The organism is Sanguibacter hominis ATCC BAA-789 (assembly GCF_012396185.1).
GTDB lineage: Bacteria > Actinomycetota > Actinomycetes > Actinomycetales > Cellulomonadaceae > Flavimobilis > Flavimobilis hominis.
On sequence record NZ_JAAXOW010000002.1, the window covers coordinates 544,129 to 569,592 of the forward strand.

Here is a 25,464-nt window from a genome sequence, read left to right on the forward strand (position 1 = left end):
CGGCTATTCTCGCCGGACCGCGCGCGACCTTCCGACGAGGTCCTCGGTAAGGACTGCGCGAAGCCGGACACTTCTCGGTATGAGCACTCCCCCGACCGGGCCGACGCCGGGCGAACGCTTCGCCCACCTGTGGGCGACGTGCGCGCCGCGGGTCCAGGCGTACGCGATGCGGCACGTCGACCCTGACACGGCTCAGGAGGTGGTCTCCGAGACGTTCCTCGTCGCATGGCGACGCCTGGAGCACGTGCCCGGCGAGCCGATGCCGTGGCTGATCGTCGTCGCGCGCAACACGATCGCGAACGCGCGGCGGTCCGAGCGTCGCGTGCGCGCGCTCGACGTCGAGCTCGCGCGGCTCGCGGCCGTCGCACGGCCGACGACGTCGGGCGCCGACGACATCGCCCTCGACCGGGACACGATGCTGCGCGGGCTCGCAGCCCTGAGCGAGGACCAGCGCGAGGCGCTGCTCCTCGTCGCATGGGACGGGCTCTCCCCCGGCCAGGCAGCCGCCGTCCTCGGCGTGTCGACCGCGAGCTTCCACGTGCGCCTGCACCGGGCCCGACGGCGGCTGCAGGCGCTCGTGGACGGCCCCGCGCCGTCGGCCGCGTCGTCGCCGGCCCCCGGCTCCCGTCCCCGCGTCCCTGAGGTGCGCGGCGGACCCGCAGGCCCGAGCAGCACCAGGAGGTCCTCATGAGCACCCCGTCCGTCGACTCGCGTCTCTCGACGCTCGCTCCCAGGCCCGCGCCCCTGGACCCACGCCGTCTCGATGCCGCGCACGCGGTCGTGCTCGCAGCGATCGCCGGCGATCACAACCCTGCCACCGACGCGCCGCACGAGCATGACGCGCAGAAGGGGCAGGAGGCGCGCACCCTGCCCCTCGACCGCGCGCGTCAGCGACGCCGTGCACGCGGAGCCCTCCTCGCCGCAGCCTGCGTCGTCCTCGGCGTCGCCATGATCCTCGGCCTGCCGCGCGGCAGCGACTCGCCCGCCTTCGCGACCTGGACGTCGTCGGCGGAGCCCGTCGACCCGGCATCGGTGGCCGCCGAGATCGCCTACTGCGCCGCCCGCACCCAGGACCAGGGTGCGCCTGCTGACCCCGTGCTCCTCGAGCGGCGTGGCGACTGGGTCTACGCCATGTTCGCCAGCGGCTCCGGGACCGAGTCGGTCATGTCTGCGTGCCTCGTCCGGCGCACGGGCGACGCCGGGCTTGCGATCGAGGGAGGCACCGTTGGGGTGGAGGGCACCTGGGAGCGGCCCGCTGCCGACGAGGTGACACCGGTCTTCAGCAGCTGGGACCCGACGTGGGCGTCGGCCGGCGGGTATGCCGGGGACGAGGTCGCTCGCGTGGTGCTCTCGGTGGACCGGCCGGGCCGTGATCCCCGCACGGTGGTCGCAAGCGTCGCCGATGGCTGGTTCGGAGCCTGGTGGCCGCAGGACGCGCAGCACGTCCGTTACTCCCTGACCTGGTACCTCCAGGACGGGACCGTCGGGGGCTCGCTCGACAACCAGCGGTGAGACCTCCCGTCGGCGACGGTCAGCAGTACGGGTGGTGCTCGTGGTCCACGTGGCCCGCTGGCTCGAGCTGGAACGTCGAGTGGTCGACTGCGACATCGAAGTGGGACGCGACGCACTCCTGGAGCGCATCGAGGATGCGCGGCGCGTGCCCGTCCGCGAAGCACGAGTCCTCCACCACGACGTGCGCGGAGATCACCGGCAGGCCGGTCGCGACGAGGGAGGCGTGCAGGTCGTGCACGTCGAGCACGTGCTCGACCTCGAGCATGTGGGCACGGACGTCGTCCAGGTCCAGGCCGGGCGGCGCGGACTCGAGGAGCACGTCGCCCGTCTCCCGCAGGAGCCGCAGCGCACGCGGCAGGATGAGCGCACCGATGACGAGGCCAGCGACCGCGTCGGCCTGCAGCCATCCCGTGGTCCGGATGAGGATCGCGGCGACGATCACCGCGACGGACCCGAGGGCGTCGTTGAGCACCTCGAGGAACGCAGCCCGCATGTTGAAGCTCGACCGTCGCCCACCCGCGAGGACCGCGATGGACACCAGGTTGCCGACCAGGCCGACGACGCCGAAGACGAGCAGCTCGGTCGACGGCACCTCGGGCGGGTCGAAGAACCGCTGCACGCCCTCGACGAGCACGTACACGCCGACGACGAGCAGGAGCGTCGCCTGCGCGGCGGCAGCCACGACCTCGATCCGGCGCCACCCCCACGTCCGCCGCGACGTCGCTGGCCTGGCCGAGAGCGCGGCGGCGCCGAGCGCCATGCCGAGCCCGGCGGTGTCGGTGAGCATGTGCACCGTGTCGACGAGGAGCGCGAGGCTGCCTGTGACCACCGCGCCGACGGCCTGCGCGAGCAGGATCACCGCAGTGACGGTGAACGCGACGGTCAGGCGGCCCCGCTGGTCAGCGGGATCGAGCCCTGCCCCGTGATCGTGCCCCGCGTGCCCGTCCCTGCTCATCCAGCGATCCTAGCCACCCGTCCCCGGAAGCGAGAATGTGCGCGATCTGCTGCCCAGAGCAGCAGATCGCGCACATTCGTGGCGGCAGTTCGTCGGATCAGCGCTTGCGCTTCTCGCGCACGCGCACCGAGATCTCGATCGGCGTGCCCTCGAAGTCGAACGTCTCGCGCAGGCGTCGCTCGACGAAGCGACGGTAGCCCGCCTCGATGAAGCCGGACGCGAAGATCACGAAGCGCGGCGGGCGCGTCGAGACCTGGGTCGCGAACAGGATGCGCGGCTGCTTGCCGCCGCGCAGCGGGTGCGGGTGCGCGGCCACGAGCTCGCCGAGGAACGCGTTGAGACGGCCGGTCGGGATGCGCCGCTCCCAGTTCTCGAGGGAGTGCTCGAGCGCCGGCACGAGCTTCTCCGCGTGCCAGCCGGTCTTCGCCGAGAGGTTCACGCGCGGCGCCCACTGGATCTGGACGAGGTCCTTCTCGATCTCACGCTCGAGGTACTTGCGGCGGTCCTCGTCCATGAGGTCCCACTTGTTGTACGCGATGACGAGGGCGCGGCCCGCGTCGACGACCTGCTGGATGACGCGCGTGTCCTGCTCCGTCATCGGCACGGAGGCGTCGACGAGCACGACGGCGACCTCAGCCTTCTCGATCGCGGCCTGGGTGCGCAGCGACGCGTAGAAGTCGGCACCGGACGTCTGGTGGACGCGGCGCCGGATACCGGCGGTGTCGACGAACCACCACGGCACGCCCTTGAGCTCGATGAGCTCGTCGACCGGGTCGCGTGTCGTTCCCGCGAGCTCGTCGACGACGACGCGGTTCGAGCCCGCGACCTTGTTAAGCAGGGAGGACTTGCCGACATTCGGGCGACCGACGAGCGCGACCCGTCGGGGGCCGTCCGCACGGGCGACACCATGAGCCGTCTCGGTCGGCAGCGCCTTCATCGCGGCGTCGAGCAGGTCGCCCGTGCCACGGCCGTGCAGCGCGGACACGGGGTGCGGCTCGCCGAGGCCGAGGCTCCACAGCTCGGTCGCGTCCGCCTCGGAGCGCGGGCCGTCGACCTTGTTGGCGCACAGCACGACGGGCTTCTTCGCTCGGCGCAGGAGACGCACGACGTGCTCGTCGGTCGCCGTCGGGCCGACGGTCGCGTCGACGACGAAGAGCACTGCGTCGGCGAGGTCGATCGCGATCTCGGCCTGCTTGGCGACCGAGGCGTCGATGCCCATGACGTCGGTCTCCCAGCCGCCCGTGTCGACGAGCGTGAACTGCCGGCCCGACCACTCGGCCTGGTACGACACGCGGTCGCGGGTCACGCCGGGCTTGTCCTCGACGACAGCCTCGCGCCGGCCGATGATGCGGTTGACCAGGGTCGACTTGCCGACGTTCGGGCGACCGACGACCGCGAGGACGGGAAGTGCGGCGGGCCCGTGGAGGTCGTCCAGGTCATCCTCGTCGAGGTCGAGGAGAGCGAGGTCGTCCTCACCGAGCTCGTAGTCGGCAAGGCCGCTGCGGAGCATCTCCTCGCGCGCGGCGTCGGCCTCGGCATCCTCGGAGTACGCGGGCACCTGGTCGGCGACAGCCGCGGTCTCGTCGGTGTCCTGGTGCGTGAGGGCAGCGTCGGGCCGGGTCTCGTCGGGCGAAGTCATGGCCCTATCATCCCAGGCTTGCGCGCCCGGGGCGACCATCGCCGCGACCTGCTCGGTCACACCCCGCCGGGTGACGCCCGCGCAGGACGTCAGTCCGCCTGGACGACCGACCCGCCTCCGGGTGCGACAGCACCCGGGTCGTCCAGCGGGAGCGCGATGCCCGAGAGCTCGACCGCGGCCTCGACGGTGACCTTCAGGGCGCTCGCGACGAGCTGCGCGTACTGCTCCTGGGCCTGCTTGCCCGTCGTGCCCGGCGCACGCTCCATCGTGACGGGCTCACCGATCAGGACGAACAGACGGCGCCGGAACCCCGGCAGCCGCCCAGATCCCTCTCCCGTCCGCCGCGTCCCGAGGACGGCAGCGGGAACGACGGGAGCCCCGGACGCGAGCGCGAGCCACGCCACGCCCCCACGCACCTCCGACAGGTCGCCGCGCCCGCGGCGCCCCTCCGGGAAGATCCCGACGACGTCACCGCGCTTGAGCACCGACAGCGCTGCAGCGAGGGCCGGGCGACCGTTCTCGCGGTCGACCGGGATCTGACCCGACCACCGCAGGAACGAGCCGATCGGCCCTCGGAACATCGACTCCTTGATCATCATGTGCACGGGCCGCGGGCTCACGCCGAACACGATGGGACCGTCGATGACACCCGTGTGGTTGGCCGCGATGATCACCGGGCCGTCGGCCGGCATGTTCTCGGCGCCCACGACGCGGGTACGCCAGACGACCCGCGACAACAGCCAGCCGGCCGGCGTGGCCCGGCGCGCTGCAGGCAGGGACGCCGCCGTGCTCACAGGACGGTCGACGTGTCGGCCGGCGCGGCCTCGCGCACCCCCGCGACCTGCGCGACGACGTCGAGCACCGCCTGGATCGTCTGCTCGAAGTCGAGGTCGGACGAGTCGACCGTCACCACGCCGTCAGCCGCGACCTGGAACTCGACGACGGTCGAGTCGTCACGGTCGCGCCGCAGCACCTGGTCCTTGGTCGCCTCGACAGCCTCCGTGCCAGCGTCCCCGTGCAGCTCGAGCGCGCGACGCGCGAGGCGCGCCTCCTCGCTCGCGGTGAGCAGGACGCGCGCGTCGGCGTCGGGCGCGACGACGGTCGTGATGTCGCGGCCCTCCGCGACGACGCCGCGACCTCCCGAGAACCCGCCGAGCGCCTTCTGCGCGTCGATCAGCGCACGCTGCAGGCGGCCGAGCTCGGCGCGGACCTCGAGGTTCGTCGCGACCGCACTGACCTTCTCCGAGATGCGGGTCGTGCGGATGTCCTCACGAACGTCGTGCCCGTCGATGAGCACCGACTCGACCGACGGGTCGACGCCCATCTCGAGCGGCATCGTGCGGACGGCCTCGGCGACCGCGTCGCGGTCAGCGAGGTCGAGACCGAGGTGCAGGCACCACCAGGTCGCCGCGCGGTACGTCGCGCCCGTGTCGAGGTACGCGAGGCCGAGACGGCGGGCGACCGCCTTCGACACGCTCGACTTGCCTGACCCGGACGGTCCGTCGACCGCGATGACGACGGGGTGGCGCTCCTCGTGCTGCATGCTCGTGCTCTCCATCAGTGGTGGTCCTGGGACGTGCGCGTCAGAGGCCGACGGCGGACATCAGCGTGCCGAGCTCGGTCTTGCCGAGCACGCGGTGCCGACCGGGCGGCAGGTCGTTCAGACGGATCGGGCCCATCTGGACGCGCACGAGGCGCGTGACCTTGTGGCCCACCGCGTCGAACATGCGGCGCACGATGCGGTTGCGCCCCTCGTGCAGGATCACCTCGACGAGGCTCGCCTGCGGAGTCGAGTCGACGACCCGGTAGCGGTCGAGGCGAGCGAGGCCGTCGTCGAGGTCGACACCGTGGATGAGCGCGTCACCGACACGCGGCGTGACGCGACCCTCGACCTCGACGAGGTACGTCTTCGCGATCCCGTACTTGGGGTGCGTCAGACGGTTGGCGAGCTCGCCATCGTTCGTGAGGATCAGCAGGCCCTCGCTGTCCTGGTCGAGACGACCGACGTGGAAGAGACGCTCGGAGCGGTTCTTGAAGAAGTCCGCGAGACAGGGGCGCCCCTCCGGGTCGTCCATCGAGGAGACGACGCCGAGCGGCTTGTTGAAGATGATCGTGATCTTCGAGTCGTCGAGCTGGATGCGCAGTCCGTCGACGTGCACGGACTGCACGTTCGGGTCGATGCGCACGCCGAGCTCGAGGACGATCTGACCATCGACCTCGACGCGGCCCTGCTCGATCAGCTGCTCGCACGCGCGGCGCGAGCCGAGGCCCGCCTGGGCGAGCACCTTCTGCAGGCGGACGCCGTCCGCGGTGTGCACGTCGACGTCGGGCTTCGCCTCGCGCGGCTCCCGGCGGGCGACCTCGGGGCGCGCTCCGCGCGGAGGCTCGTTGCGCGCGCCACGTGCAGGCCCGCGGGCTGCGCCGCGACCGGCCTGCGGTCGCCCGCCCGTGCCGCCCCGCGCGGGCTGGCCGCCACCCTGGCCGCCGCCCTGGCCGCGAGACCGTCCTGCACCGTTCTGACGACCGCCACGGCCGTTCCCGCTGCTGCTCACTGCTGCTCCTTCATGCTGGTCGGCGAGCTGGGCTCACCGGGGACCGTCGTCACGCGGGTCTGCGGGCCGAGGTCGTCGAGACCGTCGATGTCCGGCAGGTAGGGCGCGAGCGGCGGAAGCTGGTCGAGCGAGGTGAATCCCATGCGCTCGAGGAACGAGGCGGTCGTGCCGTAGAGATGGGCCCCGCTGGGCTCTGTCCCGACCTCCGCGACCAGGCCTCGTGCTACCAGGGTACGCATGACGCCGTCGACGTTCACACCGCGCACCGCCGAGACCTGCCCGCGCGTGACCGGCTGACGGTAGGCGACGACGGCGAGAGTCTCGAGCGCCGCCTGCGTGAGGCGGGCGGTCTGCCCCTCGAGGACGACCTGCGCCACGACGTCGGCGAACGCCGGCGCAGAGTAGACGCGCCACCCTCCGCCGACCTGGCGCAGCTCGAAGCCGCGCCGCTCGTCGCGGTAGGACGCGACCATCGTGTCGAGCGTCACGGCGACCTCGACGACCGGGACACCCGTCACCTGGGCGAGCCGCTCGACGGAGACAGGCTTGTCGACGATCATCAGCACCGCCTCGAGCGCGCCCCGCAGGCCGCCCGGGAGGTCGCGCACGTCGACCTGACCGTCCGTGCCGGGCACGCGTGGCACCTCCCCCTCCAGCACGTCCGCCCCTCCGGCGTCGGTCTCGCTCATGACTCGTCCTCCTGTGCTCCGGCGACGACCGGCACGGGCGCCCCCTCGAACTCGTCGATCGACGACACGTCTGCCTCCCGGTCCCCCGCGACCCAGCGGACCGTCAGGTCGCCGAGCGGGCTCGCCTGGTCGAATGCGATGCTCCCGTCGCGGAACAGCTCGAGCAGCGCGAGGAACCGCACGACGACGACCAGGGTGTCGTCGGCGTCCGCCACGAGGGCGCGGAACGACGTCGTACCGCGGCGCTTGAGGTGCGCGACGACGATCGCTGCCTGCTCGCGCACGCTGACCGCCGGCGCGTGCAGGTGCGACAGATCGACGCCGGGTGGCGGCGCCTGCGGGCGCAGCGCCTTCGCAGCGATCGCCGCGAGCCCCTCGGGTCCGAGCGTCCACACGAGCTCGGGCAGCAGGCTCGCGTGCTGCGGCTCGAGCGAGACGGACCGCGGGAACCGGCGCCCCTCGTCGGCGAGGCGCTGCGCGATCGTCCGCGACACGTCCTTGTAGGCCCGGTACTGCAGGAGCCGGGCGAACAGCAGGTCACGCGCCTCGAGCAGCTCGAGGTCCTCCTCGTCCTCGACGTCGCCCGTCGGCAGGAGCCGGGCCGCCTTGAGGTCGAGCAGCGTCGCTGCGACGACCAGGAACTCCGACGCGGTGCTCAGGTCCCACGAGCCCGTCACGCCGTCGTGCGACGCGCTCTCGGCTGCGCGGATGTAGGCGATGAACTCGTCCGTCACGCGCGCGAGCGCCACCTCGGTGATGTCGAGCCGGTGCTTCGCGATGAGCGACAGCAGCAGGTCGAACGGCCCCGAGAAGTTCTCGAGGTGCACCTCGAAGGTGCCTGCCGGTGCGGGCTGGGACGCGGCCGCTCCGGTCGCGTCAGGCGGCGTCGCCACGGGCGACGAGCTCACGAGCGAGCTGGCGGTACGCCGCCGCACCCGAGTGGTGAGGCGCGTACGTCGTGATCGGCTCTGCCGCGACCGACGCGTCCGGGAACTTCACCGTGCGGCCGATGACCGTGTGCATGAGCCGGTCGCCGAACGCCTCGTGGACGCGCTGGACGACCTCGCGGGAGTGCAGCGTGCGCGGGTCGTACATCGTCGCGACGATGCCGTCGACCTCGAGGCGCGGGTTGAGGCGGTCGCGAACCTTGTCGATCGTCTCGATGAGCAGCGCGACGCCGCGGAGCGCGAAGAACTCGCACTCGAGCGGGATGACGACGCCGTGCGCGGCGGTCAGGGCGTTGACGGTGAGCAGGCCGAGCGACGGCTGGCAGTCGATCAGCACGACGTCGTAGTCGTCGAGGACCGGACGCAGCACCCGCGCGAGGACGTTCTCACGGGCGACCTCGCCGACGAGCTGGACCTCCGCTGCGGACAGGTCGATGTTCGCGGGCAGCAGGTCGAGGTTCTCGACAGCGGTCTGCCGGATGATCGACCGGATGTCCGCCCCCCGCTCCATGAGCAGGTTGTAGATCGTCTGGTCGAGCTCGTGCGCGTTGATGCCCAGGCCCACGGACGCGGCGCCCTGCGGGTCGAAGTCGACGATGAGCACGCGGCGGCCGTACTCGGCGAGAGCGGCCGCGAGGTTGATCGTCGTCGTCGTCTTGCCGACGCCGCCCTTCTGGTTGCACATCGCGATGATCCGCGCCGGGCCGTGGCTCGCGAGCGGGGCGGGCGCCCGGAAGACGGGCAGAGGCCGACCCACGGCGTCCAGGGTTGCCGAGAGGACGGGGTTCTGGGCCTGGCTGTTCACGTGCCTACGGTATCGCAGCGCACCCCGGCGGCCCGCTCATCTGCGGCCGAGCGCGCGAGGGTGTGCCGCGACGTACATCTCACGCAGGGCGTCCGGCGTCACGAGCGTGTAGATCTGCGTGGTCGTCACCGAGGCGTGCCCCAAGAGCTCCTGGACGACTCTCACGTCCGCACCGCCCTGGAGCAGGTGCGTCGCGAACGAGTGCCGCAGCGTGTGGGGAGACACCCGTTCGGGCGACTCGATGCCTGAACGCTCGGACGCGCTGCGCAGCACCGCCCACGCGCTCTGCCGGGAGAGCGGGTTGCCGCGCGTGTTGAGGAACACGGTGGGGACTCCCCTGCCGGCGCTGGCGAGCGCTGGCCGCGCTCGCACGAGGTAGGCCTCGATCGCGTCGCACGCGTACGAGCCGAGCGGGACGATGCGCTCCTTGCGGCCCTTGCCGAAGAGGCGGACGCTCGCTGCTCCCCGCGTCAGGTCGAGGTCGTCGACGGTGAGACCGACCGCCTCCGAGATGCGCGCACCGGTCGAGTAGACGAGCTCGAGGAGAGCGCGGTCGCGGAGCGGCACGGGCCCGTCGCCGGTGCCCGCCGCCTCGATGATGCGCGTGACGTCCTCGACGCTGATCGCCTTCGGCAGGCGTCGCGGCTGCGCGGGTGGGCGCAGCGCGGTGGCCGGGTTGACGCGCACCGTCCCCTCGAGCTCGCAGAACCGCAGCCAGCCTCGCACGGCCGCGATCGAGCGGGCGGTCGACGACGCCGAGAGCGTCGTGCCGCCGTCGTCCCCGGTGCGCACCGCGGCCACGTACGCCTCGAGGTCCTCGGGGGCCACGCTGTCGGGCGTCTGGACTCCGCGGGAGGCGAGGAAGGCGACGTGGCGCTCCAGGTCGCGCCGGTAGGCGTCGAGCGTGTTCGGGGACAGGCCCCGCTCGACGCGCAGGTGCGCAAGGTACTGGCGCACGGTCCGGTCGAGACCTGACGGCACCTCGACGGCTGCGTCGCCGCCGGTCACGGGGGCGTCGGCGTCGGTCATGCGCGCCAGGCTACGCCGATCCCGACCTGACGCGCAGGTACGCGCCGCGGCGCGTCAGAACGGGAGCAGCACGTCGACGACGACGGCGAGGCTCAGCAGCGTCAGGTACGTGATCGACGCGTGGAAGACGCGCATCGCCTTGGGCTTGCCTCGCGACGGGTCGACCGTGCGCCGCAGCAGGGTGATGCAGTCAGCGAGGAACCAGGCGCCGAGGGCGGTCGCGCTGAGCGCGTAGACCCAGCCGAGCGTGCTGAGCGGGACCAGCACGAGGGAGCACGCGATCATCGCGACGGTGTAGGCGATCATCTCGCCCGCGACGCGACGGTCGGACGCGACGACCGGGAGCATCGGGACCCCGGCGTTCGCGTAGTCCTTGCGGAACTTCATCGACAGCGGCCAGTAGTGCGGCGGCGTCCAGAAGAAGACGACGCCGAACAGTGCGAGCGGCGCCCAGTCGAGGCGACCGGCCACGGCAGACCAGCCGATGAGGACCGGCATGCAGCCCGCGACGCCGCCCCAGACGATGTTCTGGGACGTGCGGCGCTTGAGGATCAGGGTGTAGAAGACCACGTAGAGCAGGATCGCGGCGCCCGCGAGCAGGCTCGAGAGCCAGTTCGCGCCGAGGCCGAGCCACAGGAGTGCCGCGACGCCGAGCGCGGACCCGAACACGAGCGCTGCAGGCCCGGAGACCGCGCCCGTCACCATCGGCCGCTTCCGCGTGCGGACCATGAGCTCGTCGATGTCGCGATCGATGTAGCAGTTGAAGACGTTCGCGCTCGCGGCTGCGAGAGCCCCGCCGCACAGCGTGTGGACGATGAGCATCAGCGGCGGGAGCCCGCCCTGCGCGAGGAACATCGTCGGCACCGTGGTCACGAGGAGCAGCTCGATGATGCGGGGCTTCGTCAGGGAGACGTACGCGCCCACCGTGGCGCGCCAGCCAGCGCTCTGCGCGCGACCAGCGAGGTCGCTGGGCCGTGAGGCCGTCGAGTGGTGCACGCTCGTCAGGTATCCGTTCCTCGTCGGTGCGCTGACGCCAGCCGGAGCGGGCGCGTGCGTCGCCTGGCCCGGTGAGGCCCGGTCTTAGGTCCCGCACGGCGCAGGTCACCCCATGCTAGTGCTTCGCCGACGGCGCGGCAGGTGCCCCGCCAGTTGCCTGTGCCACACGTCCGGCGAGGCAGGACGCGTCCACGCCGAGGTTCACGTGGTGGTCATGCACCCCCACCGACGGCCCGAACGTTAGGCTTGTCACGTCGGTCCGGAGCGGGGCCTGCGTCCTGCCGCCCGAGAGTGAGCGTTCACATTCACTCCCTGGGCGCGATGCGCGCCTCCAGGACCCCGTCTCCGCGCGCGACGCAGCGGACCGGAGAGACCTCGACGCCGACACCTGAGTTCTGTCGCATCCCACGATGCCCCGGCACGACGAGTCACCGGGGCGGAAAAGAGGTTCGGTGAACACGTTCACCCCCGCACGTCCCCTGCCTTGGAACGACCTCGACCGCCGCGCCGTCGACACGGCACGCGTCCTCGCCGCCGACGCGGTCGAGAAGGTCGGCAACGGGCACCCCGGGACTGCTATCTCCCTCGCACCGGTGGCTTATCTGCTGTACCAGAACTGGCTCCGCCACGACCCGACGGACACCACCTGGGTCGGCCGCGACCGGTTCGTGCTGTCCTGCGGCCACAGCAGCCTCACCCAGTACGTCCAGCTCTACCTCGGCGGGTTCGGCCTCGAGATCGAGGACATCGAGGCTCTGCGCACGTGGGGCAGCCTCACCCCCGGCCACCCCGAGGTGCACCACACCAAGGGCGTCGAGATCACGACCGGCCCGCTCGGCCAGGGCCTCGCGTCCGCCGTCGGCATGGCCATGGCGCAGCGCCGTGAGCGCGGCCTCCTCGACCCCGACGCGGCCCCCGGGGAGAGCCCGTTCGACCACCGCGTCTTCGTGCTCGCGTCCGACGGCGACCTCCAGGAGGGCGTGACCTCCGAGGCCAGCTCGGTCGCCGGCACCCAGGAGCTCGGCAACCTCGTGGTGATCTGGGACGACAACCGCATCTCGATCGAGGGCGACACGTCTATCGCCTTCACCGAGGACGTCGCGGCCCGCTACGAGGCGTACGGCTGGCACGTCCAGACCGTCGACTGGATCAAGGGCGAGGACGGCTACACGGAGGACGTCGAGGCGCTCGACGCTGCGATCGCCGCCGCCGTCGCCGAGACGACGAAGCCGTCGTTCATCCGCCTCCGCACGATCATCGCGTGGCCGTCCCCCACGAAGCAGAACGACCACGCGTCCCACGGCTCGAAGCTCGGCGGCACGGAGATCGCCGCGCTCAAGGAGCTCCTGGGCTTCCCGACGGACACGTCGTTCGACGTCGAGCCCGACGTCATCGCGCACACGCGCGAGCTGCAGGAGCGCGGCAAGGCGCTGCACGCCGAGTGGGACGCGAAGGTCGCCGAGTGGCGCGCCGCCAACCCGGACCGCGCAGCGCTGCTCGACCGCCTCGTCGCCCGGGAGCTGCCCGCAGGCTGGGAGTCCGCGCTCCCCGTCTTCGAGACCGGCTCGTCCGTCGCGACGCGTGCCGCGTCCGGCAAGATCCTCACCGCTCTCGCTGACACGCTGCCCGAGCTCTGGGGTGGCTCCGCCGACCTCGCCGGCTCGAACAACACGACGATGAACGGGCAGCCGTCGTTCATCCCCGCGCACCGCTCGAGCCACGAGTTCGCTGGCGACCAGTACGGCCGCACGCTGCACTTCGGCATCCGCGAGCACGGCATGGGCGCGATCCTCTCGGGCATCGCGCTGCACGGGCTCACGCGCCCCTACGGTGGCACGTTCTTCCAGTTCAGCGACTACATGCGCGGCGCGGTGCGCCTCGCGGCGCTCATGGAGACCCCCGCGACCTACGTGTGGACCCACGACTCGATCGGCCTCGGCGAGGACGGTCCGACCCACCAGCCGGTCGAGCACCTCGCCGCGACGCGTGCCATCCCGGGCCTCTCGATCGTCCGTCCCGCGGACGCCAACGAGACCGCCCAGGCGTGGAGGGCGATCCTTGAGCGCGACCGGGGCCCCGTCGGCCTCATCCTCACGCGCCAGAACGTCCCGACCTTCCCGCGCGGGGAGCAGGGCTACGCCTCGGCCGAGGGCGTCGCGCGCGGCGCCTACACGCTCCTGGACGCCTCGAACGGCGCCCCTGAGGTGCTGCTCCTCGCCACGGGCTCCGAGGTCCAGATCGCTGTCGCGGCCCGCGAGGCTCTCGAGGCCGAGGGCGTCCCGACGCGAGTCGTTTCCCTCCCCTGCCTCGAGTGGTTCGAGGAGCAGGACGCGGCGTACCGCGAGTCGGTCATCCCGTCGTCCGTGCGCGCCCGCGTCTCGGTCGAGGCGGGCATCGCGCTCTCCTGGTACCGCTACCTCGGCGAGCACGGCCGTGCGGTCAGCCTCGAGCACTACGGCGCCTCGGCCGCCGCGGAGAAGCTCTTCGAGGAGTTCGGCTTCACCGCCGAGAACGTGGTCAAGCACGCGAAGGAGTCTCTCGCGTCGGTCCAGGCTGCCCACGCCTGACCTGAGCCGACGACGCTGTGGGCGCCGCGTTCTGCGGCGCCCACAGCCGTCTCCGGTCATCGGAGGCGCGCGCCGTCCGCGGCGCCACCAGCGCGGTCGCTGGCTCGGCCGTCCCACGGCACCGGGTACGTGCCGTACCGCAAGGAGCTCACGATGACCGTCTCCCCCCTCACCTACCTCTCCCGCTCCGGGGTCGCCGTCTGGCTCGACGACCTCTCCCGACCTCTCGTGTGCACGGGCGGGCTCGCTCGCCTCGTCACCGAGACCGGCGTCGTCGGCGTCACGACGAACCCGAGCATCTTCGCCGCGGCGATCAGCGCCGGCGTCGGGTACGAGGACGCGCTGCGCGCGCACGCGGCTGCAGGCGACGACGCCGCGAGGACCGTCCACGCGCTGACGACCGAGGACGTGCGCGAGGCGGCCGACGTGCTCCGACCCGTGTTCGACGCCACCGGCGGTCGGGACGGACGCGTCTCGATCGAGGTCGACCCTCGCCTCGCCCACGACACGGACGCGACCGTCGAGCAGGCCGCAGCGCTCTGGGCGGCCGTCGACCGGCCCAACATCCTCGTCAAGATCCCCGCGACGCGCGCCGGCCTGCCCGCGATCGAGACGACGATCGCCGCCGGCATCAGCGTCAACGTGACGCTGATCTTCTCCCTCTCGCGCTACCGTGAGGTGATCGACGCGTACCTGACCGGTCTCGAACGCGCCTGGGACGCCGGCACCGACCTGGCGACGATCCGCTCGGTCGCCTCGTTCTTCGTGTCCCGCGTCGACACTGCTGTCGATCGCCTCCTCGCACAGTCCGAGCACGCGGACGCGGCCGGCCTGCTCGGGACGATCGCCGTCGCGAACGCGCAGCTCGCCTACCGGCAGCACCTCGAGACGGTGTCGACCTCGCGCTGGCGCACCCTCGCCGCGCACGGCGCGCACGTACAGCGGCCCCTGTGGGCCTCGACCGGCGTCAAGAACCCCGCCTACCCGGACACCCTCTACGTCGACGAGCTGGTCGCCCCGGACACGGTCAACACGATGCCCCGGAAGACCCTTGACGCCGTCGTGGAACGCGGTCGCACCACGACCGACGGCGTGGATACCATCACGTCAGCCCTGCCCCGCGCGGCGGAGCGCGTCGCGACGCTCGCACGGATCGGTATCGATCTGGACGAGGTCACCGAGCGGCTCGAGCGCGAGGGCGTCGACACGTTCCTGGCGAGCTGGACAGACCTGCTGACCTCGGTCGAGCAGGCTCTGACGACCGCCAGGACCGAATCCCAGGAGGACGGCCAGTGAGCCCTGCCGTGGTGAACGCCGAGACCAACCCGTTGCGCGACGCCCGGGACCTGCGCCTGCCGCGCATCGCGGGGCCGTGCAGCCTCGTCATCTTCGGGGTCACGGGCGACCTCGCCCGCAAGAAGCTCATGCCTGCGGTCTACGACCTGTCCAACCGCGGCCTCCTGCCGCCGGGCTTCGCCCTGACGGGCTTCGCACGCCGCGACTGGGACGACCAGGACTTCGCCAAGGTCGTGCACGACGCCGTCAAGGAGCATGCCCGCACCCCGTTCCGCGAGGAGACGTGGGCCCAGCTCGCGGAGGGCATCCGGTTCGTCCAGGGCTCGTTCGACGACGACGAGGCGTTCGAGCGCCTCGCCCAGACCGTCCACGAGCTCGACATCGAGCGGGGCACCCGCGGCAACCACGCCTTCTACCTGTCCGTGCCACCGAGCGCATTCCCGGTCGTGTGCCGCCAGCTCTCCCGCTCAGGACTGTCCCGCACGGAGGAGGGCGACGGGGCCGAGACGCCGTGGCGTCGCGTCGTCGTCGAGAAGCCGTTCGGTCACAACCTCGAGACGGCTCGCGAGCTCAACGACGTCGTGTCCGAGGTGTTCGAGCCGGAGTCGGTCTTCCGCATCGACCACTACCTCGGCAAGGAGACGGTCCTCAACCTGCTCGCGCTGCGGTTCGCGAACCAGATGTACGAGCCGATCTGGAACAACCACTACGTCGACCACGTCCAGATCACGATGGCCGAGGACATCGGCATCGGCGGCCGAGCCGGGTACTACGACGGCATCGGCGCGGCACGCGACGTCATCCAGAACCACCTCCTGCAGCTCCTCGCCCTCACGGCGATGGAGGAGCCTGCGTCGTTCGCCGCCGAGGACCTCATCGCCGAGAAGATCAAGGTCCTCAACGCGGTCACCCTCCCCGAGGACCTCGAGCGGCACACGGCACGCGGCCAGTACACCGCGGGCTGGCAGGCCGGCGCCGAGGTCAAGGGCTACCTCGACGAGGACGGCACCGACCCAGAGTCGACGACGGAGACGTTCGCGGCGATCCGCGTCGACATCGACAACCGCCGGTGGGCAGGCGTCCCGTTCTACCTGCGCGCTGGCAAGCGTCTCGGACGCCGCGTCACGGAGATCGCCGTCGTCTTCAAGTCCGCCCCGCACCTGCCGTTCGACTCGACCGAGACCTCCGAGCTCGGCAAGAACGCCATCGTCATCCGCGTGCAGCCGGACGAGGGCGTGACGATCCGGTTCGGCGCCAAGGTCCCCGGGACGGCGATGGAGGTCCGGGACGTCACGATGGACTTCGGCTACGGGCACGCCTTCACGCAGTCCTCCCCGGAGGCGTACGAGCGTCTGATCCTCTCCGTCCTGCTCGGCGAGCCCCCGCTGTTCCCCCGCCACGAGGAGGTCGAGCTCTCGTGGAAGATCCTCGACCCGATCCTCGACGCGTGGGCGGCGGCCGGGAAGCCCGACGCCTACCGGTCCGGCACGTGGGGCCCGGCGAGCGCCGACGAGATGCTCGCACGCGACGGCCGCTCCTGGCGGCGACCGTGACCAGCGTCCTGCCACCGCCCCGCGCGCTCGCACCGCACGTCACGACCCAGGAGCACCAGTGATCATCGACCTCCCCCAGACGACCACCAGCACGGTCGCGAAGAAGCTCATCAAGCTGCGCCAGGAGGGTGGCGCGGTCGCTCTCGGCCGCGTGCTCACGCTCCTGATCATCACGGACGAGCAGGACGCCGACGAGGCGATCGACGCCGCGAACGACGCGTCACGGGAGCATCCGTGCCGCATCATCGTGCTCGCCTCGACGACGAACGCGTCGGACAACTCTCTCGACGCGCAGATCCGCCTCGGCGGTGACGCGGGCGCGAGCGAGGTCGTCGTGCTCAAGGGCCCCGCATCGACCATGGAGCACGCCGACACGCTCATCATGCCGCTCCTGCTGCCGGACGCCCCGATCGTCGCCTGGTGGCCGCACGAGGCCCCTGCACACCCGGCGAAGGACATCGTCGGGTCGATGGCGAGCCGCAGGATCACCGACTCGTACTCGAGCGCCGACCCGTGCGGCACCCTGCGCCGCCTTGCCGCGGCGTACACGCCTGGCGACACCGATCTCGCGTGGACACGAACGACGATCTGGCGCGGGCTCATCGCCGCGACGCTCGACCAGCCGCCGTTCGAGCCGGTCGAGAAGGTCGTCGTCGAGGGTGTGCCGGACCACTCGTCGGTCGACCTGCTCGGGGCCTGGCTCGGCCACGCGCTCGACACCGAGGTCGAGATCCGCCGGACACCCGGCGCACAGGCCGTCACGCGCATCACGCTCGAGCGCGCTTCCGGCCAGATCTCGCTGTCGCGCCCGAGCGGCAAGGTCGCGACCCTCGCGCAGTCCGGCCAGCCGGACCACCGCATCGCGCTACCGGTCCGCCAGCTGCACGAGTGCATCGCGGAGGAGCTGCGTCGCCTCGACCCGGACGAGATGTACGGCGAGGTCCTCACGCGCGGGCTCACGAGGATCGGCGCATGAGCGCCCGCCGCGTCGTCGTCCACCCAGACGCGGACGTCCTCGCGCAGGCGACGGCGTCGCGACTGCTGACGCGCCTCCTCGACCTGCAGTCCGTGCACGCCCCCGTCCACGTCGTCCTGACAGGCGGCACCGTCGGCATCAAGGTTCTCGCCGACGTCGCCGCGCACCCCGTGCGGGACGCCGTCGACTGGGGCACGGTGCACCTCTGGTGGGGCGACGACCGGTTCGTCCCTGCGGGGCACCCGGATCGCAACGTCCAGCAGGCACGAGAGGCGTTGCTCGACCACCTCCCGACCCTCCCGCACGAGAACGTCCACACAATCCCCGCGGCTCGTCCCGACGACCCCGGCTTCACGCAGGACGACGCGGCGCGAGAGTACGCGAGCGAGCTCGCCCGCTTCGCCGCACCGGGCGAGTCGACCCCGCAGTTCGACGTGCTCATGCTCGGCATGGGGCCCGACCACCACGTGGCGTCGCTGTTCCCCGGGCGGCCGGAGCTCGAGGTCGTCGGCGTCGCGACGACCGCGGTCGTCGACTCTCCCAAGCCCCCGCCGCTGCGGGTCTCGCTGACGTTCGACGCGATCCGGAGCGCACGTGAGGTGTGGATCGTCGCCGCCGGCGCGGAGAAGGCCGCGGGCGTTCACGCCGGGCTCAGCGGCGCATCGGTCACCGAGTCCCCCGTCGCGGGTGCGACAGGTCAGGACCTCACGCTCTGGCTCGTGGACGCCGCCGCGGCGGCCGAGGCGGGCGCCGGCGAGCACGGCTGACAGCTCAGGCAGCAGAGACGGCTGAGGCCGCCACCCCGTGGGGGTGGCGGCCTCAGCTGTTCGTCGTGCGCGCCTCGGTCCCTGCTCAGCTGCCGCGTCGCTTGCGCAGCGCTGCGAGGGCCTCGTCGAGGAGCGCCTCGCCGTCCTCGTCGGACCGACGCTCCTTCACGTAGGCGAGGTGCGTCTTGTACGGCTCGTTCCGCGACGGCGACGGCGGGTTCAGCCGATCCTGCCCTGCCGGGAACCCGCAGCGCGGGCAGTCCCACTCGGTCGGCACCTCGATGGCCGTCTCGTCGGAAAAGCTGGGACGAGTCTCGTGGCCGTTGGCGCACCAGTACGACACGTAGACGCGCGCGGCCACGTCGCCGCGCTCAGACTCCCCCATGGGTCCAGCGCCGACGCGCGATCCCCTGATGGCACTTGCTCCAGCCACTGTCTCTCCCCTGTCTCAGTGCTCGCCGGAGGGCTCCGGTCAGCCGACCTTGGCGAGGAGGCCCAGCAGCACGATCGTCAGCACCCAGACGATGACGAACGACACCGTCAGGCGGTTCAAGTTCTTCTCTGCGACGCCGGACGAGCCGACCGAGCTGGCGACACCGCCACCGAACATGTCGGACATGCCGCCGCCCTTGCCCTTGTGCAGAAGCACGAGAAGGACCATCACCAGGCTCGTGATGACAAGGATGACCTGCAGGATGATACCGATCGCGTCCACTAGACGGTGTCCCTCTTCGTCGCTGTTCGGCCTGGACTGGTGTCCGGGCTCTGCGGTTCCCCCTGGATCCGCGCGCGGCACCGTGGCCGCCGGGTCAAGGATAGGTCACGGCGACCGCCCTGGGCCAACGCCCCGCCGGAGCGGGACGTCGGCCCAGGACAGACGTGGACCTGTTCCGGTCAGGCGGACTACGCCTGGAACCGGGCGATCTTCGCGAACTCCTCCGGGTCGAGGCTCGCGCCACCGACCAGGGCGCCGTCGACGTCGGGCTCAGCCATGAGCTCGGCGATCGACGAGGACTTCACCGAACCGCCGTAGAGGACGCGAACGGCGTCCGCCACCTCGGCCGAGTACAGCTCCGCGAGACGGGCACGGATCGCGCCGTTGACCTCCTGAGCGTCGGCCGGGGTCGCGACCTCGCCCGTGCCGATGGCCCAGACGGGCTCGTAGGCGACGACGACCTTGGCGGCGTCCTCGGCAGAGATGCCCTCGAACGCGCCGTCGACCTGCGCGAGCGTGTACGAGACCTGCTCGCCAGCCTTGCGGATGTCGAGGCCCTCACCGACGCAGACGATCGGTACGAGACCGTGCGCGAGAGCGTTCTTCGTCTTGGCATTGACGAGCGCGTCGTCCTCGCCGTGGTACTGGCGACGCTCGGAGTGGCCGACGGCCACGTACTTGACGCCGAGCTTCTCGAGGAACACGGGCGAGATCTCACCGGTGTACGCCCCCGACACCTGTGCCGAGAGGTCCTGGGCACCGTACGAGAGCTGCGAGCCGTCAGCGTCGACGAGCGTCTGCACGGACCGCAGGTCCGTGAAGGGCACGAGCACGGTGACCTCGACGGCGGAGAAGTCGTGCTTGGCGTCCTTGAGCGCCCAGTCGAGCTTCTGCACCAGGTGGACCGCCTCGAGGTGGTCCTTGTTCATCTTCCAGTTGCCCGCGATCAGCGGGGTGCGGTTTGCCACGTCAGTGTCTTCCGTTCGTCGGGTAGGTCAGGCGTCGAGGACGGCGATGCCAGGGAGCGTCTTGCCCTCGAGGAACTCGAGGCTGGCGCCACCACCGGTCGAGATGTGGCTGAAGCCCGCCTCGTCGAAGCCGAGGATGCGCACGGCAGCGGCCGAGTCGCCACCACCGACGATCGAGAACGCGCCGTCGGCCGTCGCGTCGATCATGCCCTGCGCGACGGCGCGGGTGCCACCGGCGAACGCGGCGAACTCGAACACGCCCATGGGGCCGTTCCAGACGATCGTCTTCGCGTCGGCCAGCTTCGAGGCGAACAGCTTCTGCGACTCCGGACCGATGTCCAGGCCCATACGCTCGGCCGGGATGGCGTCGGCGGCCACGACGTCGTGCGGGGCGTCGGCAGCGAAGCCGTCAGCCGCGACGATGTCCGTCGGCAGGACGATCTCGACGCCGCGCTCGGCCGCCTTGGCGAGGTAGCCCTTCACCGTCTCGATCTGGTCCTCCTCGAGAAGGGACTTGCCGACCTGGTGACCCTGGGCCGCGAGGAACGTGAACACCATGCCGCCACCGATGAGCAGGCGGTCCGCCTTCTCCAGGAGGTTGGCGATGACGCCGAGCTTGTCGGAGACCTTCGATCCACCGAGCACGACCACGTACGGGCGGGCCGGGTCCTCGGTCGCCTTCTTCAGGGAGTCGACCTCCTTGAGGACGAGCTCGCCGACGGCGGCCGGGAGGACCTTGGCGATGTCGTAGACCGACGCCTGCTTGCGGTGGACGACACCGAAGCCGTCGGACACGTACGCGTCGGCGAGCTCAGCGAGGTCGGCGGCGAGCGACGCGCGCTCCTCGTCGACCTTCGAGGTCTCGCGGGCGTCGAAGCGGATGTTCTCGAGGAGGGCGACCTCGCCCTCGCCGAGGGCCGCGACGGTCGCCTTCGCGCTGTCGCCGACGGTGTCCTCGGCGAGGGTCACCGGGGCGCCGAGCAGCTCGCCCAGGCGGGCCGCGACGGGGGCGAGCGAGTACTTGGCCTCAGGCGCACCCTTCGGGCGGCCGAGGTGGGCGGTCACGACGACCTTGGCGCCGGCGTCGACCAGACGCTTGAGCGTCGGGAGCGCGGCGCGGATGCGCCCGTCATCCGTGATGGTCGTGCCGTCGAGCGGGACGTTGAAGTCGGAACGAACGAGGACGCGCTTGCCGCGCAGGTCGCCCAGGTCAGCGATGGTCTTCACAGGGGCACTCCGTAGTGCGTGAGGTTCGGGTGGGAGGTTCAGCGTGCCGCGACGCAAAGACGTCCGCGTGCGCACCCCGGACGAGCCGTGGGCGCGCACGCGGACGTCATGCGATCAGCGAGTCAGCAGGGCTGCGTCAGAGACGCTCGCCCACGTAGCTCGTGAGGGCGACGAGCGAGTTGGAGTAGCCCCACTCGTTGTCGTACCAGGCCACGATCTTGACCTGGTTGCCGATCACCTTGGTGAGCTTCGAGTCGAAGATGCTCTGGTGCGGGTTCGTCACGATGTCGGAGGAGACGATGTCGTCCTCGACGTACTCGAGAACACCCTTGAGCGGGCCCTCAGCGGCGGCCTTGACCGCAGCGTTGACCTCCTCGATGGTGACGTCGCGCGAAGCCTCGAACGTGAGGTCGGTCGCGGAGCCCGTGATCGTCGGCACGCGCATGGCGAAGCCGTCGAGCTTGCCCTTGAGCTCGGGCAGGACGAGGGCGACAGCCTTCGCAGCACCGGTCGAGGTCGGGACGATGTTCTGCGCGGCCGCGCGGGCACGACGCAGGTCCTTGTGCGGGCCGTCCTGGAGGTTCTGGTCACCCGTGTAGGCGTGGATCGTGGTCATGAGGCCACGGACGATGCCGACCGAGTCGTTGAGAGCCTTGGCGACGGGCGCGAGGCAGTTCGTGGTGCACGACGCGTTGGAGATGACGTTGTGCTTCGCCGGGTCGTACTGCGTGTGGTTGACACCCACGACGAAGGTCGCGTCCTCGTTCGAGGCGGGGGCGGAGATGATGACCTTCTTGGCGCCGGCCGCGATGTGGGCCTGGGCCTTGGTCGCGTCGGTGAAGAAGCCGGTCGACTCGATGACGATGTCAGCACCCAGCTCGCCCCAGGGGAGGTTCGCGGGGTCGCGCTCAGCAAGGGCGCGGATGTTCTTGCCGTCGACGATGATGTTGTCGTCGTCGTACGCGACGCTCAGCGGGAAACGGCCGAGAACCGTGTCGTACTTGAGCAGGTGCGCCAGGGTCTTGTTGTCCGTCAGGTCGTTGACACCGACGATCTCGATGTCAGCTCCCGACGCGATGATGGCGCGGAAGAAGTTACGTCCGATGCGGCCGAAGCCGTTGATTCCGACGCGGATGGTCACTATGCCCTCCTCGGGGCGCGTCGGCTAGCACCGACGCACACGGTTGTTGACGAACTGTACGTACGTCGATGTACGCGGATGAGACACGAGTCACAGCCTGAAGGGGTTGTGGCCCGCATCACCGAACGTCCCTAGCCTATACCGTCCGGCGGTGGGCCGATGGGACGAACGTCCGAGCGAACGCACGCTGGTGCGCGCTCACAGGTCCAGGAGGTCGGACGCGAGCCCGGCCTCGGTATCCGGGATGCCCAGCTCCTGCGCGCGCTTGTCCGCCGTCGCGAGCAGCCGTCGGATGCGACCCGCGACCGCGTCCTTGGTCAGGGGCGGGTCTGCGAGCTGCCCGAGCTCCTCGAGCGACGCCTGCTTGTGCGCGAGCCGCAGCTCCCCCGCCTCCCGCAGGTGCTCCGGCAGGTCCTCACCGAGGATCTCGAACGCGCGCTCGACGCGAGCCCCCGCGGCCACCGCCGCGCGAGCCGACCGGCGCAGGTTCGCGTCGTCGAAGTTCGCGAGGCGGTTTGCCGTGCCGCGCACCTCGCGGCGCGCCCGGCGCTCGTCCCACACCTTCGCGGTCTCGACCGCGCCGAGGGTCGTGAGCATCGTCGAGATGGCCTCGCCGTCGCGCACCACCACGCGGTCCACGCCACGGACCTCACGCGCCTTCGTCGGCACCCCGAGCCGCCGCGCCGCACCGACGAGCGCGAGCGCCGCCTCGGGGCCGGGGCACGTGATCTCGAGAGCCGACGACCGGCCTGGCTCCGTGAGCGAACCGTGCGCGAGGAAGGCACCGCGCCACGCCGCCGCCGACTCGTCCACGCCGCCCGACACGATCTGCGGCGGCAGACCGCGCACAGGCCGGCCACGACTGTCGAGGAGGCCCGTCTGACGGGCGAGCGACTCACCCTCGCGCGCCACACGCACGACGTACCGGTTACCGCGGCGCAGGCCGCCAGGCTGGATCACCATGACGTCGCTCGAGTGGCCGTACACCTCGGTGATCGCCTGCTTCAGCCGCCGTGCGACGACGCCGGTGTCCACCTCGGCCTCGATGACGATGCGACCCGACACGATGTGCAGACCGCCCGCGAACCGCAGCAGCGCAGAGACCTCCGCCTTGCGGCAGCTGATCTTGTCCACCTTGAGCCGCGCGAGCTCGTCCTTCACCTCTGCCGTCAGTGCCATGGGGTCATCCTGCCATCTTCACGCGCGGGTCCCGACGTCGCCGAGGAAGTCGTCGAACACGTCGCGGTACGCGGCCGCGAGCCGGAGGCGGTCGTGCCGGGCCGTCCCGTCACCCCGTCTGACCTGGCGCATCATCGTGCGCGCTCCCATCGCTGATGCGGCACGGGTGAGACCCTCGACGTCGTCCACCGCACTCGGGTCGGCGAGGACCGCGTCCACGCGCAGCTCAGGGTGGTGCTCGTGGAGCGCCGCGAGGTGGTCGGTCGCCGACAGTCCCGACGTCTCGCCCTCGGGGTCGAGGTTGAGCGTGACGCAGCGGCGCGCGGCCGTCTCCTGGAGCGCCTGCGCGAGCTCCGGCACGAGCAGGTGCGGCATGACCGAGGTGTACCAGGACCCCGGCCCGAGGATGATCCAGTCGGCGGCACGGACGGCCGCGACAGCCTCCTCGCACGCAGGGGGGCGCTCCGGCACGAGCCGTACGCGATCGATGTGCGCGGCGCACGTCGCCACCGTGCTCTGCCCACGGATGGTGCGCTGCTCTCCCTCGACGGTCACGTCCGCCTCGATCTCGAGAGGCACGGCGGCCATCGGCAGCACACGACCGTGCGCGCCCAGGAGCCGACCGACCCAGTCGAGACCGTCGACGGTGTCCCCGAGGATCTCCCAGAGAGCGACGATGAGCAGGTTCCCCACCGCGTGGTTGTCGAGGTCACCGTCGCTGCTGAACCGGTGCTGCAGCAGGTCGCGCCAGGTCAGGCCCCACGCGGACTCGTCGCACAGCGCTGAGAGCGCCATGCGGAGGTCGCCTGGGGGCAGGACACCGAGCTCGGTCCTCAGCCGTCCCGACGAACCGCCGTCGTCCGCGACCGTCACGACCGCGGTGAGCCGTTCGGTCATCAGACGGAGCGCCGAGAGGCTCGCGGAGAGTCCGTGCCCGCCGCCCAGCGCGACGACCTCGGGCCCGGAGCGCGCGTCGGAAGCGCGCCCCCGCTCACTCCTTGCCGAGGTCACGCGCAGTCACCACGACACGGTGGCCCGCCTGCCGCAGGCGCCTGCCGATCTCCTCCGACACGGCGACCGACCGGTGCTTCCCTCCCGTGCAGCCGACGGCGAGGGTGACGAACCGTTTCTCCTCCTCGAGGTAGCCCTTGAGCACCGGCTCGAGCGCCTCGACGTAACGGTCGATGAACTGCTGGGCACCCGGCAGGGCCAGGACGTAGTCACGCACGGGCTCGTCCCGACCCGACAGGTGCCGCAGCTCGGTCACCCAGTACGGGTTCGGGAGGAAACGCATGTCGACGACAAGGTCAGCGTCCATGGGCAACCCGTACTTGAAACCGAACGAGACGACATGGATGCGCAGCGGGTGCTCGTCCTCGCTCGCGATCGCAGCCCGCACCTCACGCCCGAGGTCGTGCACGTTGAGGTCGCTCGTGTCGATGACGACGTCGGCCTGCGCGCGGATGGTGCGCAGGAGCGCACGCTCGGACACGATGCCGTCGAGCAGGCGCCCGTCGCCCTGGAGCGGGTGCGGGCGGCGCACGGACTCGTAGCGCCGGACCAGCACGTCGTCGGCGGCGTCGAGGAACATGACGCGGTAGTCGACCTCACGCTGCTTCATCTGCTCCATGACGTCCTGGAGCTGGTCGAAGAACTGCCTGCCGCGGACGTCGACGACTGCCGCGAACCGCGTGAGGGTCTGCCCCGAGTGCACCGACATCTCGATGAGCGGGGTGAGCATCTGAGGCGGCAGGTTGTCGATGACGAACCAGCCGAGGTCCTCGAGCTCCGCGGCGGCGCGGGAGCGCCCCGCGCCTGACATCCCGGTGATGATCACCACCTGGGACCGCTCGGGCTCGGGCGCCGAGGCAGCGGCCTCGAGCGCAGGGATCCCCTGGGGGACAGTGAGTGGGTTCTTGTCCTCGCTCATGGTCCCAGCATGCCAGTCCGC

At 71.3% G+C, this 25,464-nt stretch carries 25 protein-coding genes; 7 read left to right on the top strand and 18 right to left on the bottom strand.

Annotated features, from left to right (window positions below):
- Positions 1-79: 79 nt before the first annotated feature.
- Positions 80-691 (top strand): RNA polymerase sigma factor, encoded by a 612-nt coding sequence (locus tag HF995_RS09015; RefSeq protein ID WP_168447438.1) that lies wholly within the window; start codon positions 80-82, stop codon positions 689-691.
- The gene (locus HF995_RS09020) at positions 688-1,512 is read left to right on the top strand and encodes a hypothetical protein (protein ID WP_168447439.1); all 825 of its coding nucleotides are present in this window, start codon (positions 688-690) and stop codon (positions 1,510-1,512) included. The genes HF995_RS09015 and HF995_RS09020 overlap by 4 nt, the downstream gene beginning before the upstream one ends.
- Positions 1,513-1,531: 19 nt before the next feature.
- On the opposite strand, the gene HF995_RS09025 is transcribed toward HF995_RS09020, so the two are convergent.
- The 10 genes from HF995_RS09025 to HF995_RS09070 form a co-directional block, all read right to left on the bottom strand.
- A complete protein-coding gene (locus tag HF995_RS09025; protein ID WP_168447440.1) occupies positions 1,532-2,467 on the bottom strand; it encodes a cation diffusion facilitator family transporter in 936 nt (311 codons plus the stop codon).
- 97 nt (positions 2,468-2,564) lie between these two features.
- Positions 2,565-4,106, bottom strand: a complete 1,542-nt coding sequence (der, locus tag HF995_RS09030; RefSeq protein WP_098456958.1) for a ribosome biogenesis GTPase Der — start codon at positions 4,104-4,106, stop codon at positions 2,565-2,567.
- Positions 4,107-4,195: 89 nt separating this feature from the next.
- Positions 4,196-4,900, bottom strand: a complete 705-nt coding sequence (locus HF995_RS09035) for a lysophospholipid acyltransferase family protein (RefSeq protein ID WP_350308813.1) — start codon at positions 4,898-4,900, stop codon at positions 4,196-4,198.
- On the bottom strand, positions 4,897-5,664 hold the full coding sequence (gene cmk / locus HF995_RS09040) for a (d)CMP kinase (RefSeq protein WP_286189421.1): 768 nt from the start codon (positions 5,662-5,664) through the stop codon (positions 4,897-4,899). Before cmk ends, HF995_RS09035 begins: the two co-directional genes overlap by 4 nt.
- A 25-nt stretch (positions 5,665-5,689) precedes the next feature.
- Positions 5,690-6,658 carry a pseudouridine synthase gene (locus HF995_RS09045; RefSeq protein ID WP_168447441.1) on the bottom strand — a complete coding sequence of 323 codons (969 nt, stop codon included), beginning with the start codon at positions 6,656-6,658 and terminating at the stop codon, positions 5,690-5,692.
- Positions 6,655-7,347 (bottom strand): SMC-Scp complex subunit ScpB, encoded by a 693-nt coding sequence (gene scpB / locus HF995_RS09050; RefSeq protein ID WP_168447442.1) that lies wholly within the window; start codon positions 7,345-7,347, stop codon positions 6,655-6,657. Before scpB ends, HF995_RS09045 begins: the two co-directional genes overlap by 4 nt.
- The gene (locus HF995_RS09055; protein WP_350308814.1) at positions 7,344-8,240 is read right to left on the bottom strand and encodes a segregation and condensation protein A; all 897 of its coding nucleotides are present in this window, start codon (positions 8,238-8,240) and stop codon (positions 7,344-7,346) included. Before HF995_RS09055 ends, scpB begins: the two co-directional genes overlap by 4 nt.
- On the bottom strand, positions 8,224-9,099 hold the full coding sequence (locus HF995_RS09060; protein WP_098456962.1) for a ParA family protein: 876 nt from the start codon (positions 9,097-9,099) through the stop codon (positions 8,224-8,226). Before HF995_RS09060 ends, HF995_RS09055 begins: the two co-directional genes overlap by 17 nt.
- A 36-nt stretch (positions 9,100-9,135) precedes the next feature.
- Positions 9,136-10,128, bottom strand: coding sequence for a site-specific tyrosine recombinase XerD (locus HF995_RS09065; RefSeq protein ID WP_168447444.1), 993 nt, complete (start codon positions 10,126-10,128; stop codon positions 9,136-9,138).
- Between the two features lie 54 nt (positions 10,129-10,182).
- Complete coding sequence (locus HF995_RS09070; RefSeq protein WP_168447445.1) at positions 10,183-11,124, bottom strand: heme o synthase; 942 nt, start codon at positions 11,122-11,124, stop codon at positions 10,183-10,185.
- Positions 11,125-11,534: 410 nt separating this feature from the next.
- On the opposite strand from HF995_RS09070, the gene tkt reads away from it, so the two are divergent.
- The 5 genes from tkt to pgl all read left to right on the top strand — a co-directional run bounded on the left by tkt (position 11,535) and on the right by pgl (position 18,283).
- Entirely contained in the window at positions 11,535-13,691 is a 2,157-nt protein-coding gene (tkt, locus tag HF995_RS09075) for a transketolase (RefSeq protein WP_168447446.1), read from the top strand.
- A gap of 153 nt (positions 13,692-13,844) precedes the next feature.
- Positions 13,845-14,987 carry a transaldolase gene (tal, locus tag HF995_RS09080; protein ID WP_168447447.1) on the top strand — a complete coding sequence of 381 codons (1,143 nt, stop codon included), beginning with the start codon at positions 13,845-13,847 and terminating at the stop codon, positions 14,985-14,987.
- On the top strand, positions 14,984-16,540 hold the full coding sequence (gene zwf, locus HF995_RS09085; RefSeq protein WP_168447448.1) for a glucose-6-phosphate dehydrogenase: 1,557 nt from the start codon (positions 14,984-14,986) through the stop codon (positions 16,538-16,540). Before tal ends, zwf begins: the two co-directional genes overlap by 4 nt.
- Before the next feature lie 58 nt (positions 16,541-16,598).
- Entirely contained in the window at positions 16,599-17,516 is a 918-nt protein-coding gene (gene opcA / locus HF995_RS09090; protein WP_168447449.1) for a glucose-6-phosphate dehydrogenase assembly protein OpcA, read from the top strand.
- The gene (gene pgl / locus HF995_RS09095; RefSeq protein ID WP_168447450.1) at positions 17,513-18,283 is read left to right on the top strand and encodes a 6-phosphogluconolactonase; all 771 of its coding nucleotides are present in this window, start codon (positions 17,513-17,515) and stop codon (positions 18,281-18,283) included. The genes opcA and pgl overlap by 4 nt, the downstream gene beginning before the upstream one ends.
- 85 nt (positions 18,284-18,368) lie before the next feature.
- Here the strand turns inward: pgl and HF995_RS09100 are convergent, their stop codons facing one another.
- The 8 genes from HF995_RS09100 to rapZ all read right to left on the bottom strand — a co-directional run bounded on the left by HF995_RS09100 (position 18,369) and on the right by rapZ (position 25,443).
- Entirely contained in the window at positions 18,369-18,716 is a 348-nt protein-coding gene (locus HF995_RS09100) for an RNA polymerase-binding protein RbpA (protein WP_168447451.1), read from the bottom strand.
- Positions 18,717-18,755: 39 nt separating this feature from the next.
- Positions 18,756-18,998 (bottom strand): preprotein translocase subunit SecG, encoded by a 243-nt coding sequence (secG, locus tag HF995_RS09105; protein WP_168447452.1) that lies wholly within the window; start codon positions 18,996-18,998, stop codon positions 18,756-18,758.
- Between the two features lie 188 nt (positions 18,999-19,186).
- Positions 19,187-19,966, bottom strand: coding sequence for a triose-phosphate isomerase (gene tpiA, locus HF995_RS09110; RefSeq protein ID WP_168447453.1), 780 nt, complete (start codon positions 19,964-19,966; stop codon positions 19,187-19,189).
- 27 nt (positions 19,967-19,993) lie between these two features.
- Positions 19,994-21,193, bottom strand: a complete 1,200-nt coding sequence (locus tag HF995_RS09115) for a phosphoglycerate kinase (RefSeq protein WP_168447454.1) — start codon at positions 21,191-21,193, stop codon at positions 19,994-19,996.
- A gap of 136 nt (positions 21,194-21,329) precedes the next feature.
- Positions 21,330-22,334 (bottom strand): type I glyceraldehyde-3-phosphate dehydrogenase, encoded by a 1,005-nt coding sequence (gene gap / locus HF995_RS09120; protein ID WP_168447455.1) that lies wholly within the window; start codon positions 22,332-22,334, stop codon positions 21,330-21,332.
- A 198-nt stretch (positions 22,335-22,532) separates the two neighbouring features.
- Positions 22,533-23,513, bottom strand: coding sequence for a DNA-binding protein WhiA (gene whiA, locus HF995_RS09125; RefSeq protein WP_168447456.1), 981 nt, complete (start codon positions 23,511-23,513; stop codon positions 22,533-22,535).
- 18 nt (positions 23,514-23,531) lie between these two features.
- The gene (locus HF995_RS09130) at positions 23,532-24,524 is read right to left on the bottom strand and encodes a gluconeogenesis factor YvcK family protein (RefSeq protein ID WP_350308816.1); all 993 of its coding nucleotides are present in this window, start codon (positions 24,522-24,524) and stop codon (positions 23,532-23,534) included.
- Positions 24,505-25,443, bottom strand: a complete 939-nt coding sequence (rapZ, locus tag HF995_RS09135) for an RNase adapter RapZ (protein ID WP_168447457.1) — start codon at positions 25,441-25,443, stop codon at positions 24,505-24,507. Before rapZ ends, HF995_RS09130 begins: the two co-directional genes overlap by 20 nt.
- Positions 25,444-25,464 lie beyond the last annotated feature (21 nt).